The organism is Achromobacter piechaudii NBRC 102461 (assembly GCF_001571245.1).
GTDB classification, from domain to species: domain Bacteria; phylum Pseudomonadota; class Gammaproteobacteria; order Burkholderiales; family Burkholderiaceae_B; genus Achromobacter; species Achromobacter piechaudii.
Genome location: NZ_BCTK01000015.1, coordinates 19,078 through 36,758 on the forward strand (window position 1 = coordinate 19,078; position 17,681 = coordinate 36,758).

13 protein-coding genes are annotated in these 17,681 nt (G+C 66.3%); 4 read left to right on the forward strand and 9 right to left on the reverse strand.

Annotated elements, in window-relative coordinates:
• The first annotated feature begins 173 nt into the window (after positions 1-173).
• Positions 174-2,192, forward strand: coding sequence for a PEP/pyruvate-binding domain-containing protein (locus API01S_RS26385; protein ID WP_061306532.1), 2,019 nt, complete (start codon positions 174-176; stop codon positions 2,190-2,192).
• A 211-nt stretch (positions 2,193-2,403) separates the two neighbouring features.
• Here API01S_RS26385 and lpdA read toward each other — a convergent pair whose 3' ends face one another.
• From lpdA to cadR, 6 genes are all read right to left on the reverse strand, one after another.
• On the reverse strand, positions 2,404-3,807 hold the full coding sequence (gene lpdA, locus API01S_RS26390) for a dihydrolipoyl dehydrogenase (protein ID WP_061306533.1): 1,404 nt from the start codon (positions 3,805-3,807) through the stop codon (positions 2,404-2,406).
• 2 nt (positions 3,808-3,809) lie between these two features.
• Positions 3,810-5,186 (reverse strand): dihydrolipoamide acetyltransferase family protein, encoded by a 1,377-nt coding sequence (locus API01S_RS26395; protein WP_061306534.1) that lies wholly within the window; start codon positions 5,184-5,186, stop codon positions 3,810-3,812.
• A 1-nt stretch (position 5,187) separates the two neighbouring features.
• Positions 5,188-6,231 carry an alpha-ketoacid dehydrogenase subunit beta gene (locus API01S_RS26400; RefSeq protein WP_006218934.1) on the reverse strand — a complete coding sequence of 348 codons (1,044 nt, stop codon included), beginning with the start codon at positions 6,229-6,231 and terminating at the stop codon, positions 5,188-5,190.
• 2 nt (positions 6,232-6,233) lie between these two features.
• On the reverse strand, positions 6,234-7,466 hold the full coding sequence (locus API01S_RS26405) for a 3-methyl-2-oxobutanoate dehydrogenase (2-methylpropanoyl-transferring) subunit alpha (RefSeq protein WP_050729092.1): 1,233 nt from the start codon (positions 7,464-7,466) through the stop codon (positions 6,234-6,236).
• A gap of 379 nt (positions 7,467-7,845) precedes the next feature.
• Entirely contained in the window at positions 7,846-8,439 is a 594-nt protein-coding gene (locus API01S_RS26410) for a nitroreductase family protein (RefSeq protein WP_006218932.1), read from the reverse strand.
• A gap of 129 nt (positions 8,440-8,568) precedes the next feature.
• Entirely contained in the window at positions 8,569-9,003 is a 435-nt protein-coding gene (cadR, locus tag API01S_RS26415) for a Cd(II)/Pb(II)-responsive transcriptional regulator (protein WP_039883155.1), read from the reverse strand.
• Positions 9,004-9,102: 99 nt separating this feature from the next.
• On the opposite strand from cadR, the gene API01S_RS26420 reads away from it, so the two are divergent.
• A complete protein-coding gene (locus API01S_RS26420; RefSeq protein WP_061306535.1) occupies positions 9,103-11,517 on the forward strand; it encodes a heavy metal translocating P-type ATPase in 2,415 nt (804 codons plus the stop codon).
• A 10-nt stretch (positions 11,518-11,527) separates the two neighbouring features.
• On the opposite strand, the gene speG is transcribed toward API01S_RS26420, so the two are convergent.
• On the reverse strand, positions 11,528-12,112 hold the full coding sequence (speG, locus tag API01S_RS26425) for a spermidine N1-acetyltransferase (protein ID WP_006218930.1): 585 nt from the start codon (positions 12,110-12,112) through the stop codon (positions 11,528-11,530).
• Between the two features lie 359 nt (positions 12,113-12,471).
• Between speG and API01S_RS26430 the strand changes: the two genes are divergently transcribed.
• Entirely contained in the window at positions 12,472-13,965 is a 1,494-nt protein-coding gene (locus API01S_RS26430) for a M81 family metallopeptidase (protein ID WP_061306536.1), read from the forward strand.
• Between the two features lie 193 nt (positions 13,966-14,158).
• Here the strand turns inward: API01S_RS26430 and API01S_RS26435 are convergent, their stop codons facing one another.
• On the reverse strand, positions 14,159-14,863 hold the full coding sequence (locus tag API01S_RS26435) for a riboflavin synthase (protein ID WP_050729095.1): 705 nt from the start codon (positions 14,861-14,863) through the stop codon (positions 14,159-14,161).
• A 111-nt stretch (positions 14,864-14,974) separates the two neighbouring features.
• A complete protein-coding gene (locus tag API01S_RS26440) occupies positions 14,975-16,408 on the reverse strand; it encodes an aldehyde dehydrogenase family protein (RefSeq protein ID WP_050729096.1) in 1,434 nt (477 codons plus the stop codon).
• Between the two features lie 430 nt (positions 16,409-16,838).
• On the opposite strand from API01S_RS26440, the gene API01S_RS26445 reads away from it, so the two are divergent.
• Positions 16,839-17,642, forward strand: a complete 804-nt coding sequence (locus API01S_RS26445; RefSeq protein ID WP_006218925.1) for a FadR/GntR family transcriptional regulator — start codon at positions 16,839-16,841, stop codon at positions 17,640-17,642.
• Positions 17,643-17,681: the final 39 nt, after the last annotated feature.

A 17,681-nucleotide genomic window follows, 5' to 3' on the forward strand; every position in this document is an offset into this window, starting at 1 on the left:
GGGACGTGGCGGCGAATTCCCAAGCAACGTAACGCTGGATTCTCCCCTCGCGCACATGGCTGGCCACACCTGGATACATCCGACTACGGGCGCGCGCGGCGGCTCCGATATCATCGCAAGCTTTTGCAACCGCGCCCCCGCCTGCGCGCCCTATTGCGCCCGCCCAGCCTTCAATGCCCGCATCCCGTGCTTCGCTCCGACTTCGCCGCGCGCCCCGGCCCGGCCTGCTTGCGCTGACCGCGTCCGGCCTGCTGGCCCTGAGCGTCGTCCTGCCCGCCGCCGCGCAGACGGCGCGTAAGCCTTCGCCCTACGAGAACGCCCGGCCCCTGCGTCCTGACGAACGTGCTGCGCAACAAACCGCCGACGCCAAGCGCGGCGGCCCGGCGTACCTGGAACAGATCGGCAGCCAGGCGCAATTTCAGCAACTGGCGCGCGTCTACAACGCCGGCACGCCGCTGGAGATTCCGCATGTGCTGTTCGTGATCGACCGGCGCCACGGCGATCGCATCTACTACATCGACACGCCGCGCTATACGCTGCACGAGAACTTCGCGCGCGAGCGCCGCCTGTTGCCAGGCACGGACAAGGCCACGCTGATCGCGCAATACAAGGACCCCGACCGCCGCCTGCTGTTCGGCACCTTGAGCTGGCAACGCGATCTGCCCGGCTACACCTATGAATTCTGGGAAGGCGACCGGGTCACGCCGGCGCTGCTGCGGCTGACGCAGGACAAGCTGCGCGACACCTTCTATGCGCCCATCCAGTTCAAGGCGAATTCGACGATCCATGAGCAGACGGCGCAAGCCGCCGGCCTGGGCTTCGTGACGCAGGAAGCCTTGCTGCGCGAACAGACCTTCCTGCCGCTGAACACCGGCCGCGCGCAGGGGCGGCTGCGCATCGTGAAGTCGGTGGACGATACGCCCGACCTTGCACCCACCGACATCGTCGTGCTGGACGAAGTGCCGGTGGCGCTGCCACCGGTCGCCGGCCTGGTCACGCAACGTCCGTCCACCTTGTTGTCGCACGTGAATCTGTTGGCCAAGGGCTGGCGCATTCCCAACGCCTATGTGCGTGACGCGGTCGCCGCGCTGCGCGAGCATGACGGGCAATGGGTGACGCTGACCGTCAACAGCAACGGCTATCAGGTCGAGCGCACGGCGCGCCCGGAAGCGGGCACCGCGCCGCCGCAGCCCCGCCCCGCCGTCGCGCTGCCCAAGCCCGACCTGTCGGTGCGCGCGATCAAGCCCTTGACCGGCATGGTCACGCGCGACAGCCGGTTTTGCGGCGTCAAGGCGGCCAACCTGGGCGCCCTTAAAGGCGCGCTGCCGCCGCTGGCCAGCGTGCCAGACGGGTTCTGCATTCCGTTTGCCCAGTACGCGGCGTTCATGGACCGATTGGGTGTGCAGGAGCGCATCGCGCAGCTTGAGCAACGACCAGATTTCGCCAGCGACGCCAACGTGCGCCGCGCCGAATTGGCGGCACTACGCCAAGACATCATCCAGGCCGAGCCCGACGCGGCGCTGGCCGCCAACTGGCGCGAGCGCTGGCAAAAACAATTGAAGGGGCGCGGCGTGTTTGTGCGCAGCTCGTCCAATTCGGAAGACCTGCCCGGCTTCAGCGGCGCGGGCCTGTACACCACCGTGCCCAACGTGACGCAGGCCGACGCGCTGGCGCGCGCGGTGCAAACCGTGTGGGCATCGGTCTACAACTTCGAAGCCTACGAGGCGCGGCGCGCGGCGGGCATCGGCCAGGGCGGCGTGGTGATGGCGGTGCTGGTTCAGCAGGCGGCGGCCTCGGACAGTTCCGGCGTGATGATTACGCGCGACCCCTTTGACGCCTCGCGCCGCTACGTGACGTATATCTCGGCCAAGCGCGGGCTGGGCATCAAGGTCGTAGAAGGCAAGCGCCAGGCCGAACAGCTGATGTATTCCACCTGGTCCAAGGCGGTGCAGGTCTTGAGCCGGTCGGCCGAAGACACGCAACTGATCGCGGATGCGGCGGGCGGCGTGCGCGAAGTGCCCATCAAGGGCTCGCGTCAGGTACTCAACGACGCACTGGTGGCGCGGCTGGCCGCCGTGGGCAATCAGATCAAGCTAAGGCTCGGCAATACCGATCAAGACATCGAATGGGCCGTGCAGGGAGACAACATCATCGTGCTCCAGGCGCGGCCGTATGTGGATGGCAGCCGTTAGGGTCGCGGTCGGTATGAGCTGAAAGCGCCTGGCGCGCAGTCGCGTCAGAAAGAGCCGCCCCAGCTTGCGCGAAGCAGCGGCAAACACGGACATCGCATGGCGCCTGCGAAGTAACGTAAGCACGGCATCGAATAGCCGCGACGCACCGACAACGCCAGATCGCCCCAGCGCAACGGAAGCGGCCTCAAGCCGCCTCCTTGCCCGTCGTCCGCTAAATATGCAGCGCGTGGCCCAGCGCCTTGAGCGCCGCTTCCTGCACCGCTTCGCCCAGCGTGGGATGCGCGTGGATGGTGCCCGCCACATCTTCCAGCGTGGCGCCCATCTCCAGCGACTGGCCGAACGCCGTCGACAGTTCCGACACGCCGCGCCCCACCGCCTGCCAACCCACGATCAGGTGGTTGTCGCGCCGGGCCACCACGCGGACAAAGCCGTCGGTGGATTCCAGCGTCATGGCGCGGCCGTTGGCGGCGAACGGGAACGAGGCCGCCAGGCAGTCCAAGCCCGCGGCCTGTGCGTCCGACGGCGACAGGCCCGCGACGACGACCTCGGGATCGGTGAAGCACACGGCGGGGATCGCGGCGGGCTGGAAGTGACGGCGCTTGCCGGCCACCAGTTCCGCCACCATCTCGCCTTGCGCCATCGCGCGATGCGCCAGCATGGGCTCGCCGGCGATATCGCCGATGGCCCAGACGTCGCGCATGGACGTGCGGCACTGATCATCAATGCGCAGCGCATTGCCCTTGCGATCCAGTTGCAGGCTTTCCAGCCCCCAGCCCTGTGTGCGTGGCCGACGGCCCACGGCGATCAGCACGCGGTCGGCCGGCAACAGGGTTTCGACGCCCGACGCATCCTGGATACGCACCGCGTCGCCCGCGCCGTTCAGGCCCAGCACCTTGCGGTTCAGATGCAGCGACACGCCCATCTTCTCCAGCGCGGCGGCCACAGGCCGGGTCAGTTCCGCGTCGTAGGTCGGCAGGATGCGGTCCTGCGCTTCCACCACGGCCACTTCCGCCCCCAGCTTGCGGTACACGGTGCCCAGTTCCAGGCCGATATAGCCGCCGCCCACCACCACCATCTGCTTGGGGATGGACGTGGGCGACAGGGCTTCGGTGGATGACACCACCATGCCGCCAAACGGCATCGACACAAGCGGCGTGGGCTCGGAGCCGGCCGCCAGCAGCAGGTGCTCGCACTGGATACGCATGACGCCACCCTCGGCCGTGCTGACCTCGGCCGTCTTGCCGTCCAGCAAGCTGGCCCAGCCTTGCACGACCTGCACGCCATTCTTCTTCAGCAGCGCGCCCACGCCGCCCGTCAGCTTGCCGACGATGCCGTCTTTCCACGACACGGTGCGCGCAATGTCGATGGCGGGTGTCGATACTGAAATGCCCAGTGGCGACTGCCCGGCGTAATGGCGCGCCTTGTCGAATTCCTCGGCCGCGTGAATCAGCGCCTTGGATGGAATGCAGCCGATGTTCAGGCAGGTGCCGCCCAGTTGCGCGCCTTCGACCAGGATGGTCGGCACGCCCAACTGGCCGGCGCGGATGGCGGCCACGTAGCCGCCAGGGCCGCCGCCGATCACCAGCAAGGTCGTTGTCTTTGTGATCTGGCTCATGCTTACTCCACGAATAGCAGCGCGGGTTGTTCCAGCAGCGCGCGCACCGCCTGGATGAAACGCGCCGCGTCCATGCCGTCCACCACGCGGTGGTCGAACGAGGACGACAGGTTCATCAGCTTGCGCGCCACCACGGCGCCGTTGCGGAACGCGGGCCGCTCGACGATGCGGTTCACGCCCACGATGCCCACCTCGGGGTGATTGATGACCGGCGTCGTCACGATGCCGCCCAGGGGGCCCAGGCTGGTGATGGTGATGGTCGAGCCGGTCAGCTCGTCGCGCCCGGCCGTGCCGTTGCGCACCGCCTGCGCCAGCCGCCCGATCTCGGCGGCCATGGACCAGAGGTCGCGCGCTTCGGCGTGCCGCAACACCGGCACCATCAGGCCGCCGTCGCTTTGCGTGGCGATGCCGATGTGCACCGCGCCGTAGCGCGTCACCACGCCGCCTTCGTCGTCATAGCGCGCGTTGATCTGCGGAAAGTCGCGCAGCGCCACGACCATGGCGCGCGCCAGCAGCGGCAACAGCGTGAGCTTGCCGCGCGACTCGCCCCATTTCTGGTTGAGCTGCACCCGCAGGTCTTCCAGTTCGGTCACGTCGATTTCCTCGACATAGCTGAAATGGGGAATGCGGCGCTTGGACTCGGCCATCTTCTGCGCGATCTTGCGGCGCAGGCCGATGACCGGCACCACGTCTTCGTCATGCCGCTCGACATACGCCGAGCCGCCGCGCGCGGCGTTGCCCGCCCCTTGCGATTGCAGATAGGCGTCCAGGTCTTCATGCAGCACGCGACCAGCCGGACCGCTGCCGGCAACAAAGCGCAGTTCTACGCCCAGGTCCCAGGCGCGCTTGCGCACGGCGGGCGAGGCCAGCGCCTTTTCACCCGGCTGGCGCGCTGCGGCGGCGCGTGCCGGGGACGTGGCCTGACGGGCGGATGGCTGTCCGCGTGCTGGCGCCGAGGGTTGCCCCGCGCCCTGCCCGCTCTGCAAAGCAGTTTGACTCCCAGCCGCTGGCGTCATCGACGCCGCGATCTGGCCCGCGATGCCTCCCGCTTTGGTCGCCGGTTCCGACGGGGCCGGCTGCGCGGGTTGCGAAGCGGCCTTCTGCGGCGCACCGGATCCGGCGCGCTCATTGCCCTCGCCTTCGACTTCCAGCCGGATCAGTTCGCCGCCTACGGCCATCACCTGGCCCACGTCGCCACCCAGCGCAATAACTTTACCGACCACGGGCGACGGAATTTCCACCGTGGCCTTGTCGGTCATCACATCGGCCAGCGGCTGGTCTTCGGCCACCGTGTCGCCCACCTTGACGTGCCAGCCCACCAATTCGACTTCGGCAATGCCTTCGCCGATGTCAGGCATCTTGATGATATGGATCCCCATCTCACACCTCCATCGCGCGTTTGAACGCTTCGCCAACCCGGCGCGGGCCGGGGAAGTACGCCCATTCCTGCGCATGCGGATAGGGAGTGTCCCAACCGGTCACGCGTTCGACGGGCGCCTCCAGGTGATGGAAGCAATGCTCTTGCACCAGCGCGATCAGTTCCGCGCCATACCCGCAGGTGCGCGTGGCTTCGTGCACCACGACGCAGCGGCCGGTCTTCTTGACCGAGTTCACGATGGTTTCCAGATCCAGCGGCCAGAGGCTGCGCAGATCGATGACTTCGGCGTCGATGCCGGTCTCTTCGGCGGCGGTCAGCGACACATACACCGTGGTGCCGTAGGTCAGCACCGTCAGCGCGTTGCCCGGCCGCACGATGGCGGCGGAGTCCAGCGGCACGGTGTAGTAACCCGTGGGGACCACGCTGCCGGGGCGGCCCGTCCAGGGCGTCACCGGCCGGTCATGGTGGCCGTCGAAGGGGCCGTTGTAGAGCCGCTTGGGTTCCAGGAAGATGACCGGGTCGTCATTTTCGATGGACGCGATCAACAGGCCCTTGGCGTCATAGGGGTTGGACGGCATCACCGTGCGCAGCCCGCACACCTGCGTGAACATGGCCTCGGGGCTTTGGCTGTGCGTCTGCCCGCCATAGATGCCGCCGCCGCAGGGCATGCGGATGGTCATCGGAGCGATGAATTCGCCCACCGAGCGATAGCGCAGGCGCGCGGCCTCGGACACGATCTGGTCCGAGGCGGGATAGAAATAATCCGCGAATTGAATTTCGCACACGGGCCGCAAGCCGTAGGCGCCCATGCCCACCGCCACGCCGACGATGCCGCCTTCGGAAATCGGCGTGTCGAACACGCGCGAGCTGCCGTACTTGGCTTGCAGGCCTTCGGTGCACCGGAACACGCCGCCGAAATAACCGACGTCCTGCCCGAACACCACCACGTTGTTGTCACGCTCCAGCATCACATCCATGGCCGAGCGCAAAGCCTGGATCATGGTCATCGGCGACGAGGCCGGACCAGCGTTGTTATCGATTGCCATGGTCAGACTCCGAGCTGCTGGCGCTGCCGGCGCAGATGCTCCGGCATGTCCTTGTAGACGTCTTCAAAGATGCTGGCGGCGCTGGGGACGTGGCCGTCCACCAGGGTGCCGTAGCTTTCCGCTTCCTTTTGCGCGGCCACGATCTCGGCGTCGAGTTCGGCGCGGACGGCGTCGTGCTCGGCGTCGGACCAGATGCCCAGGCCGATCAGGTGCTTCTTGAAGCGCTCGATCGGGTCGCCCAGCGGAAAGTGCGCCCAGTCATCGCCAGGCCGGTACTTGGAAGGGTCGTCGGAGGTCGAATGCGGGCCGGCGCGGTAGGTCACCCATTCGATCAGGGTCGGGCCCAGGTTGCGGCGGGCGCGCTCGGCGGCCCAGCGCGAGGCGGAATACACCGCCAGGAAATCATTGCCATCCACGCGCAGCGACGCGATGCCGCAGCCCACGCCGCGCCCCGCGAAGGTGGCGCCTTCGCCGCCGGCAATCGCCTGGAACGTCGAGATGGCCCACTGGTTGTTGACCACGTTCAGGATGACCGGCGCGCGGTACACGTGCGCGAAGGTCAGCGCGGTATGGAAGTCGGCTTCGGCCGTGGCGCCGTCGCCGATCCAGGCCGACGCGATGCGGGTGTCGCCCTTGATGGCGGAGGCCATCGCCCAGCCCACCGCCTGGATGAACTGCGTGGCCAGGTTGCCCGAGATGGTGAAGAAGCCGTTTTCGCGGTCGGAATACATGACCGGCAACTGGCGGCCCTTGAGCGGGTCGCGCTCGTTGGACATCAGCTGGCACATCATCGTCACCAGCGACACATCGCGCGACAGCAGAAGGCTTTGCTGGCGATAGGTCGGAAAGCACATGTCGCCCTGTTCCAGCGCCAGCGCGTGGGCGGACCCGATGGCCTCTTCACCCAGGCTCTGCATGTAGAACGAGATTTTCTTCTTGCGCTGCGCGGTCAGCATGCGCCCGTCGAAGATGCGCGTCTTGAGCATGGCCCGCATGCCGGCGCGCAAAAGATCATCGCTGATCTCGGGGGCCCAGGGGCCCACCGCGCGGCCGTCGTCGTCGATCACTCGCACCAGGCTGTAAGCCAGCGCGCCGGTATCGACAGCGGCGACATCAATGGGGGGTTTGGGCACCTCGCCGGGCGGCGATAGATGCAGATAGGAAAAGTCTGTCTTGCAACCCGGACGCCCTGTAGGCTCGGGGACGTGCAACTTCAACGGCCCATACTGGCTCATATATTGTCTCCACGCTTGATCGTGTCACGCGTTTTCTTCCTACCAAGGCATTGCACAAGGCGTGTGACCTCAAGCGCTGCCATCGTCGGCCCGCGCATAGGGATAAATATGCGTGGCCGTCGACGAGATTAGCACAGGGGACGGGGCGCTTGAGACGGCTTTCGGGGCTAGTCCACCCGCCTCGTCCTAGGGGTTTTCCACGCTTTACCAACGGCGATCCGCAGTGGCAAGCAGCGCGCGCGGCAGGCGGCTATCGACGCTTGGCCGTGCTGCGTGGAGGCCGGCTTTGGAATGGCGCAATGGCGCTGCGGCTGACGTGGACACGCAAAAAAAAGACGCCCTGGCGGGCGTCCTGGCAAAGCGATGAAACCGTGCGGCGTCAGACCGGGCCGGTCCATTCCGTGACGAATTCGCGGAAGTCGGGGCGGTTGGCCGGGGGCACCGCGCAGCCGGGCGTGCCGATGGCCAGATAGCCCAGGAAGCGGTAGTCCAGCGAATCGAATCCCAAGGCGTTCTGCACGTCTTCGACGTAGGTGCCCACGCCGGTGCTCCAGAACGCGCCGTAGCCCAGCATGTGCGTGGCGTTCAGGATGTTCATGACCGCGCAGCCGGTGGCCAGCAGCTGCTCGTGTTCGGGGATCTTGGTGTTGCCGTGCGCGATCTTCTGCGCCACGCCGATGAACAGCGGCACGCTGGCCATCCATTCGCGCACCGACTTTTCCTTTTCGGGCGTCATGCGCGGGTCGCCGCTGCGCTTGACGGCATCCAGCGCCACGTCGGCCAGCTTGCCAATGGCGTCGCCGGTAATCACGACAAAGCGCCACGGCCGCAGCGCGCCATGGTCGGGCGCCGACATGGCGGCTTGCAGGATCTGTTCAAGTTCAGCGGGTTTGGGGCCGGGGCCGCGCAGGAATTTGAAGGAACGGCGCGTGTAGAGCGCGTGCAGCGGCGTGGCGGTGGTGGTGTCGGTCATTGATTCAGGCGCTTTTGTAAAAAAGACAGATTCTCATAGTAAGCGATGGCGCGGGCCGGTCCGGGTATCCCCCGGCCGGTGGCAAGGGCATCGCGTGCAAGGGCTTGCGGCGGCGGCCGGCGCCAGGGCTCAACCCAGATGCGTGTGGCGTTCCTGGCGCTCTTCGACCTGCATCTCGGACAGGCCATGCAGGATGCCGCAATCGTCCGTATCCGGCCGCGCCGACAGGCAGCGCTGGCGCAGTTCGGTCAGTTGGGTTTTCAGCTGCATGAGTTCGGCGATGCGCTCGTCCACATGGGAAATGTGTTCGTCGAACAGTTCGTTGATGGGGCCGCAACCCTTCTGATGGTTGTCGGCCAAGGACAGAATGGCGCGGATCTCGTCCTGCGTCATGTCCAGCGCGCGGCAATTTCGGATCAGGCGCAGCCGTTCCAGATGCGGTTGGCCGTAGCTGCGGTAATTGTTCAGCCCGCGTTCGGGCGCGGGCAGCAAACCTTCTTTTTCGTAATAACGGACGGTTTCCACCGTTGTGCCGGCCGCCGTGGCCAGTTCGCCAATTCGCATCACGCCTCCTCGGTTGCAAGGTCCAGTCAATTTGGGGGTTGACCCTATAGTAACTCCAAGGTGTGCAATACCGACATCCGCTAGAACAAGGCATAGACGATGGCATTTCCTCCGATCAAATCCCAGGATCCCCGCGCGCCCGGACAGGCCGACGCCTGCTGCGAGGGCCATGGCCACGCCCATACTGAGCCGCGCCACGATCATGATGACCACGCCTCGCACGAGCATGCGGCCGGCGCCCAGGGCCACGACCATGGCCATGACGGCGATCACCGCCACGACCACGACCATTCCCACGACCACGGCCACTCCCAGGCGCCAGCCACCTGCTGCGGGCACGATCATGGCGCTCCGATATACGCGGCGGCGGGATCCGGCACGGCCACCCTGGCTGCCGGCCCCGGCCAGGTGCTCGCGCGGCTGCGCATCGGGCAGATGGACTGCCCGACCGAAGAAACGCTGATCCGCAAGAAGCTGGATGGCCTGGACGGCGTGCACGCGCTGGATTTCAACCTGATGCAACGGGTGCTGACCGTGGTTCACGCCGAAGGCGCGCTGGACCGCATCATGGCCGCCATCAAGTCGCTGGACATGACGCCCGAGCCGCTGGCCGAGGGCGCTGCAGGTGCCCCTGTGCCCGCCGCCAGCCGCGTCAACTGGTGGCTGATCGGCGGGGCCGGCGTGCTGGCCGCGCTGTCCGAGTTCTCGCATTTCGCTGGCTGGCATTGGGGCGTGACGGCGGCGCTGGCCGTGGCCGCCATTCTGGCCTGCGGTGTCAGCACCTATCGCAAGGGCTGGATCGCCGTGCGCAACGGCAACCTGAACATCAACGCGCTGATGAGCATCGCCGTCACCGGCGCGGTGCTGATCGGGCAATGGCCCGAGGCCGCCATGGTGATGTTCCTGTTCAACGTGGCCGAGCTGATCGAAGCCCGGTCGCTGGACCGCGCCCGCAACGCGGTGCGAGGCCTGCTGGACCTGGCGCCTGAAACGGCCACCGTTCGCCAAACCGATGGCGCGTGGCGGGAAGTGCCGGCCGCGCAATTGAACGTGGGCGACGTGGTGCGGGTGCGCCCGGGCGAGCGCATCGCGGCGGACGGCATCATCGTCAGCGGCAGTTCGACGGTCGACCAATCGCCGATCACCGGTGAAAGCCTGCCCGTGGAAAAGGCGCAGGACGACCCCGTCTATGCGGCCACCGTGAACGCCGCCGGCTCGTTCGAATACCGCGTCACGGCGGCGGCCGGCAACACGACGCTGGCCCGCATCATTCACGCGGTGGAACAGGCCCAGGGCGCGCGCGCGCCCACGCAACGCTTCATCGACCGCTTCTCGCGCATCTACACGCCCGCCGTCGTCGCGGTGGCCGTGCTGGTGGCGACCGTGCCCCCGCTCTTTTGGGGCCAGCCGTGGTTCGACGCGATCTACCGCGCGCTGGCGCTGCTGATCATTGCCTGCCCGTGCGCGTTGGTGATTTCCACGCCGGTCAGCATCGTGAGCGGTCTGACCGCCGCCTCGCGCCGCGGCATCCTGGTCAAGGGCGGCGTGTATCTGGAAGAAGGCCGCAACCTGAAGTGGCTGGCGCTGGACAAGACCGGCACGCTGACCCACGGCAAGCCCGTGCAGACCGACCTGCAAGACTGGGACACGTCCGACACTACCCGCCATCCTGCGACGTTGATCGCCGCCAGCCTGGCTGCGCGCTCGGACCACCCGGTGTCATTGGCCGTGGCCAACGCCGCCCGCGAAGCCGGCAAGACGCTGCTGGACGTGGACGCCTTCACCGCCCTGCCCGGCCGTGGCGTCAGCGGACAGATTGACGGCGTGACGTTCCAACTGGGCAACCGCCGCCTGATGCGCGACGCGGGCGTCTCCAGCCCGACGCTGGAAGCGCGCATGGACGAGCTCGAAAACCAGGGCAAAAGCGCCATCGCGTTGACGGACGGGCAGCGCGTGCTGGCGCTGGCCGCCGTGGCCGACACCGTCAAGCCCACCAGCGCCGCCGCCATCGCCGACCTGCATGCGCTGGGCGTGCGCACGCTGATGCTGACGGGCGACAACACGCCCACCGCGCAGGCCATCGCGCGGCAGGTCGGCATCGATGAAGCGCGCGGCGATCAGTTGCCGGAAGACAAGCTGGCCGCCATCGAAAGCAAGCTGGCGGCCAACGGCAAGGTGGGCATGGTGGGCGACGGCATCAACGACGCGCCCGCGCTGGCGCGCGCCGACATCGGTTTCGCGATGGGCGCGGCCGGCACGGGCACAGCGATTGAAACGGCGGATGTTGCCTTGATGGACGACGACCTGCGCAAGATCGGGACATTTTTGCGCCTGTCGCGCGCCACGCACCGCGTGCTGATCCAGAACATCGTGCTGGCGCTGGGCATCAAGGTGGTGTTCCTGGCGCTTGCCATGACTGGCAACGCCACGCTGTGGATGGCCGTGTTCGCGGATGTGGGCGCAAGCCTGCTGGTGGTGGCCAACGGGCTGCGCCTGCTGCGCGCGGCAGATTGAGTCGGGCGCTTCAGCCAGTCTGTTCTTCCTGGGGCCAGTCGCGTAGCACGGGCGCGTCTGGCGCGCCGGGGCCGACATCGCGCAGATGCTCGTGTTGCAGCAGCGCCATGCGGTAGGCGTCGCGGTAGGCGCCGTTAGAGAAGAACTCTTCTTTCATCAGCCCTTCGATCTGGAAGCCGCAGCGTTCGTAGACGTGTACGGCCGCGGTGTTGTCTTTGTCGACCACCAGATAGACCTTGTGCATGTTCAGCACGCGAAACGCGTAGCCCACCGCGATACGCGTGGCGGCCTTGGCGTATCCCCTGCCCTGGTAGCTGGGGGCAATGATGATCTGGAATTCGGCGCGGCGATGGATGTAGTCGATTTCAACCAGCTCGACCAGACCGGCGGGTTGGCCGGTATCGTGTTCGATGATGAAGCGCCGTTCGTTTTGGTCGTGCAGGTGGCGGTCGTAAAGTGCGACCAGTTCGTCATAGGCCTCGTAAGGCTCTTCGAACCAGTACCGCATGATGACGTCGTTATTGTTGATCTTGTGCACGAAGTGCAGGTCGCCGCGCTCTAGGGGGCGAATTTTGATATCGGATATGACCGACATAGGAACCTCCGGAAGTGCTGGCATTGTATTCCGATTCAGCCTGAAACGACGGCACCATGGGAAATTCAGAAAATTCTTGAGCATTCATGCGCCTTTCAAGACGTTTATGCCTGGAAAGCATTGGTATATCTACCTTTGAATATCAAGAATTTATTAAAAACTGCGGCTGACCGCCACGCGCGGCAGGCGGCGCGCACGTGTCGCGCCCCTCGGTAGACCGCTATTGCTAAAGCCGCGCGCGTCTCCAATAATCGTCCGGGCGGCTTCGCACGGCAAGCGATGTCCCAAGCGTGGCGCCCCGCGCGCGCGCCCTTGCCTTGAACACCCCAACCAAAAACGACAATCCAAGAGGAAAACACATGCACATCCTGGTGGCTGGCTTCCAGCACGAGACCAATACCTTTGCGCCATCCAAGGCGGGGTATGACAATTTTGTCCGCGGCGAAGGCTTTCCCGCGATGGTGCGTGGCGAAGACATGCTGGCGCTGCGGTCCGTCAACATACCCGCGGGCGGTTTCATCAACGCCGTCCTGGATCAGGGGCACACCGTGCATCCGGTGATCTGGGCGGGCGCAAGCCCGTCCGCGCACGTGACGCGCGACGCCTTCGAGCGCATCGCCGGTGAAATCCTGGAAGCCGCGCGCGCGGGCCGCTACGACGCCGTCTACCTGGACCTGCACGGCGCGATGGTGACTGAACACCTGGACGATGGCGAAGGCGAACTGCTGGCGCGTGTGCGCCAGATCGTCGGGCCATCAGTGCCGGTGGTCGCCAGCCTGGACCTGCACGCCAACGTCACCGCGCAGATGCTGCAAGAAGCCGACGCGCTGGTGGCCTTTCGCACCTACCCGCACGTGGACATGGCCGACACGGGCGCACACGCGGCACGCCTGCTGCTGGCGCGCATCGAGGCCGGCGACAACTGGACTCTACGCGTGCGCCGCCTGCCCTTCCTGATTCCGATCAACGGCATGTGCACCATGCTGCAACCGTCGCAAGGCGTATACGAGGCGCTGGGCATGCTGGAGCAGACGCCGGGCGTTGCATCCATGTCGTTCGCGCCGGGGTTTCCCGCCGCTGATTTTCCTGAGTGCGGCCCGGTTGTGTGGGCCTACGGCACGGACGCGGAGGCCACCAAGCACGTCACCGACACGCTGTACCGGCAGGTGCTTGAACTGGAACCGCAATGGTCGCCCGACTTCCTGGAGCCCGCTGAAGCCGTGCGCCGCGCGCAGGCCCTGGCGGCAGGCGCGTCGCGCCCCATCGTAATCGCCGACACGCAGGACAATCCCGGCGCGGGCGGCGACGCCAACACCACCGGCATGCTGCGCGCGCTGGTCGAGGCGGATGCGCAGAATGCCGCGCTTGGCCTGCTCTACGATCCGCAGGCCGTGCAGGCCGCTACCGCCGCCGGTTTGGGCAACACGGTGACGTTGAGCCTGGGTGGGCAGTCTGGCGTGGCGGGAGACGCTCCGTTCACCGGAGAGTTCGTGGTGGAAACACTGTCGCCCGGCAAGCTGCGTTTCGACGGGCCGATGATGCACGGCATGGACGTGGACCTGGGGGCCGTGGCCGGCCTGCGGATCGGCGGAGTGCGCGTGGTGGTCAGCGCCAGCAAGGCGCAGATGCTGGACCGCAACCTGTTCCGCGTGGGCGGCGTGCAGCCCGAGGAGATGGGCATCCTGGTGGTCAAAAGCTCGGTGCATTTTCGCGCCGACTTCCAGCCCATCGCCCAAGAGGTGCTGGTGGCCAAGGCGCCCGGCCCGATGCAGGCAGACCCGGCCGACCTGCCATGGACGCGCTTGCAGCCCGGCATTCGCGTGCGTCCCGAAGGACGCGCGTTTGGAGAGTAAGGTGGCGAGGCGGGGTCGCGCAGGCAGGTCGCGCGATCGCGCCGCGCAGTGAGGCTGTGCAGTGAAGCTGTGCAGTGAAGCTGTGCAGTGAAGCTGTGCAGTGAGGCTGTGCAGTGAAGCGGTGCAGGGAAGCGGTGCACTGAAGCCGCGCAGCGATGCAAAAACAGCAGCGCGGGGCAAGCCCCCGCGCGCCTTACTTCAGCTTGCCCTGCGGGCTGACGAAGTCTTCCAGGGTCAAGCCCTTTTCCTTCAGGATGGCTTCCAGCAAGGGTTGCAACTTGCCCAGGCTTTCCTGCACCGTTTCGCGCACGGTGTCGACCAGCACCTGCGTGCTGCGTTCGATTTCGATGTTGACGAAGTCGCCCACCTGCTTGTCTTCGAACACGGTCATGCGGCGGGTCTCGGGGATGAGCCACACCTCGAACCAGCCTTCGGACCGGTTCACCTCGGACACGGTCAGGCTGGCGCCGTTGATGGCGATGTAGCCCTTGGCGAACACGTACTTGCGAAACGCCTCGGGAATGCTGAACCGCATCAGCCGATTGGTGTCGGACGACTTCACCATCACGACTTCGGACGTGAAGTCCACGTGCCCCGACAGCGGATGCCCGCCGATCTCGGCCCCATCCTTCGCGGCGCGCTCGACGTTGGCGCGGCCGCCTTCGACGTAGCTGCCCAGCGTGGTGATCGCCAGGCTTTGCAGCATCACGTCGAACGTGGCCTGGTGGTCGGAAAGCAGCTCGGTGACGGTCAGGCAGACGCCATCCGTCGATACGCTGGCGCCTACGGCCAGGTCAACACAGAAACCAGGGGGGAAATCCAGCGTGAAGGTGCGCAGGCCTTCGCGGTCCGCGATCTTCGCGATCGTCGCGGTGCCTTGAACAATACCGGTGAACATACGGATCCTGAATACGGGGCGGCGGGCCCCAGAAGCAAAACATCAACGTTAACCGATATTTTGCCCGCCGCCGCCCCCTGCGCAGGCGGCTCGCGCCACCTGCTCAGGCCATCAATGACGGATCGCGATGGTCTTCAACGTCGTGAAGCCGTACAGCGCTTCAAAGCCCTTTTCGCGGCCATAGCCCGATTGGCGCGAGCCGCCGAACGGCAGTTCCACGCCACCACCGGCGCCGTAGTTGTTGATGAAGACCTGGCCTGCGCGCAACTGGCGCGCCAGACGCATCTGACGCGCGCCATCGCGCGTCCAGACCCCGGCGACCAGGCCGTACAGCGTGCCGTTGGCGATTTCCAGCGCCTCTTGCTCGGTGTCGAACACCATGGCGGCCAGGACCGGGCCGAACACTTCTTCCTGCGCCAGGCGGCTGTTGGGCGGGACGTCGCGGAACAGCACCGGCGGCTGGTAGTAGCCCGCCTCGGGCGCGCCCTCTTTCAGCTTGCCACGGGCCGCCACCTTGAGCCCTTCGGCTTCGGCTTCGGCCAAAAAGCCGCGCACGCGATCATGCTGGCGGCCGCTGATCAGCGGGCCCACGTCCAGGTCCTGTTCGGCGGGCCCGGTGACGGTTGCCGCGAAGGCGTCCGACAGGCGCTTCAACACCGATTCGTACACGCCGCGCTGGATCAGCACGCGGCTGCCGGCCGAGCAGGTCTGCCCGGCGTTCTGGATGATGGCCGCCAGCAGCACCGGCATGGCGGCGTCCAGGTCGGCGTCATCGAAGACGATCTGGGGCGACTTGCCGCCCAGTTCCAGGGTGACCGGCACGTGGTTGTCGGCGGCGGCGTGAGCCACCATCTTGCCCGTCTGCGGCGAACCGGTGAACGAGATGTGGTCGATACCTGGGTGCGCCGACAGCGCGGCGCCGGCTTCGTGGCCGTAGCCGGTGACGATGTTCAGCGCGCCTGCGGGCAGGCCGACTTCCGCCGCGATCTCGGCCAGCTTCAGCAGCGACAGGCATGCGTCTTCGGCGGGCTTGACCACGCAGGCATTGCCCGCGGCCAGAGCCGCGCCGACGCTGCGGCCAAAAATCTGGAGCGGGTAATTCCAGGGCACGATGTGGCCCGTCACGCCATGCGCTTCGCGCACGGTCAGCACGGTGAAGCCCGGAGTGTAGGGAATGGTTTCGCCGTGCAGCTTGTCGACCGCGCCCGCGTAGAACTCGAAATAACGCGCAACGGCGGCCGCGTCGGCGCGGGCCTGCTTGATCGGCTTGCCCGTATCGGCGGATTCCAATTGCGCCAGTTCTTCCTGCCGATCCAGCAGCGCGAACGCAATCTTCATCAACAGGCGGCTGCGCGTGGCGGGCGCCATCTGGCCCCACTCGCCTTCGAACGCCTGGCGCGCCGCCTGCACGGCGCGGTCGACATCCGCCTCGCCCGAGCGCGCGATCGCCTCGAAGGGCTTGCCATCGGACGGGTTCACGACGGCAATGGTTTCACCGGTGGCAGAGGCCACCCACTGGTTGGCGATAAAGTTTTTCTGAGTCACGGGGTGCGGAGTAAAGTAGCGGCCGAACGGCCTGTTGCGGAAAAGGCCCCGACGCGCGCGCAGCGCTCCACGCACGATGGAACGTGCGCGCAAGCGAAGGAGGTGCGGGAGCCCATATTGGCGGTGATGCGTGTTGTCTCAAAGTGCAGCCACCGCGTTGTGCGGTCGGCCAGGCGTCGCCGGGATTCCGGTTGCGCCATCCGCGCGTCAACGGCGCGGGCGATGTGATTTCTTGCAAATTACGGGAGGCCGCCATAACTTGTCAATTGAATTGACAGCTTTCCGCCAAATCGTCGGAGTTTTTGGCATTAGGTACGGGTAATCCCTGATATATCAGCCTCTTACCGCCCTGCACGGTTAACAGGGCGCAGCGGTTTTGTCATGGCGACTGACAAATGTCCGCTTTCTTCATGCTATTAGGAGCGCGCCAATGAGCGACGTGCGTGACCCGCAATTGGAATCCCTGCTGGAATCGGCTTCCCGCCCCCGCCCGGAATTGGACGTGCTGGCGGATGTTGCGTCCGGCCTGGGCTATGTGCGCGCCGAGCGCTTTGCGGAACGGGTCTATGAAAGCCTGTTCTACGCCATCGCCACCGGCAAAATCGCACCCGGCAACAAGCTGCCGACGGAACTGGAGCTGGCGGCGCTGTTCGAGGTGTCCCGCCCTGTGGTCCGGCAGGCGCTGGACCGCCTGCGCGAAGACCAGTTGGTGGACTCGATCCGAGGCTCCGGCACCTACGTGCGCGCCAAGCCCGACCTGATGGGCGGCATGCCCGCCGTGGATCCGGCGCGCCGCGTCGGCCATATCCTGGAAGGCCTGGAACTGCGCATGGTGATCGAACCCGAATGCGCATACCTGGCCGCACTACGCCGCAGCAACGACGATCTGCGCGACATGGATCGCATGCTGACCGGCTACGAAGAAGCCGACGCGTCGGGCGCCATCGCCCACCATTACGATTACGGTTTTCACCGCGCCATCGCCGCCGCCACCAGCAACCAGCGCTTCGTCCAGGTTCTGAAATCGTTGGAATACGACGTCAGCCACGCCGTCAACGTCATGCGCCACCTGGTCCACAGCGAACCCTGGAAGCGCACCCGAGCCGCAATCGACGAACACCGGCACATCTACCGCTTGATTCAAGAACAGGACGCCGACGGCGCGCGCAACGTGATGCGCGCGCATATCGAAAAGGCGAAGAGCCGGATGCTGAACAGCGGGTCGGAGCATTGATCGAGGTGGACGAATTCCGGCGCGTGGCGCGCGGGCAGA

Bases quoted from the DNA above. Each gene is read 5' to 3' on its own strand.
- API01S_RS26385 (WP_061306532.1), top strand. From the start codon at position 174: ATGCCCGCATCCCGTGCTTCGCTCCGACTTCGCCGCGCGCCCCGGCCC.
- lpdA (WP_061306533.1), bottom strand. From the start codon at position 3,807: ATGAGCCAGATCACAAAGACAACGACCTTGCTGGTGATCGGCGGCGGC.
- API01S_RS26395 (WP_061306534.1), bottom strand. From the start codon at position 5,186: ATGGGGATCCATATCATCAAGATGCCTGACATCGGCGAAGGCATTGCC.
- API01S_RS26400 (WP_006218934.1), bottom strand. From the start codon at position 6,231: ATGGCAATCGATAACAACGCTGGTCCGGCCTCGTCGCCGATGACCATG.
- API01S_RS26405 (WP_050729092.1), bottom strand. From the start codon at position 7,466: ATGAGCCAGTATGGGCCGTTGAAGTTGCACGTCCCCGAGCCTACAGGG.
- API01S_RS26410 (WP_006218932.1), bottom strand. From the start codon at position 8,439: ATGACCGACACCACCACCGCCACGCCGCTGCACGCGCTCTACACGCGC.
- cadR (WP_039883155.1), bottom strand. From the start codon at position 9,003: ATGCGAATTGGCGAACTGGCCACGGCGGCCGGCACAACGGTGGAAACC.
- API01S_RS26420 (WP_061306535.1), top strand. From the start codon at position 9,103: ATGGCATTTCCTCCGATCAAATCCCAGGATCCCCGCGCGCCCGGACAG.
- speG (WP_006218930.1), bottom strand. From the start codon at position 12,112: ATGTCGGTCATATCCGATATCAAAATTCGCCCCCTAGAGCGCGGCGAC.
- API01S_RS26430 (WP_061306536.1), top strand. From the start codon at position 12,472: ATGCACATCCTGGTGGCTGGCTTCCAGCACGAGACCAATACCTTTGCG.
- API01S_RS26435 (WP_050729095.1), bottom strand. From the start codon at position 14,863: ATGTTCACCGGTATTGTTCAAGGCACCGCGACGATCGCGAAGATCGCG.
- API01S_RS26445 (WP_006218925.1), top strand. From the start codon at position 16,839: ATGAGCGACGTGCGTGACCCGCAATTGGAATCCCTGCTGGAATCGGCT.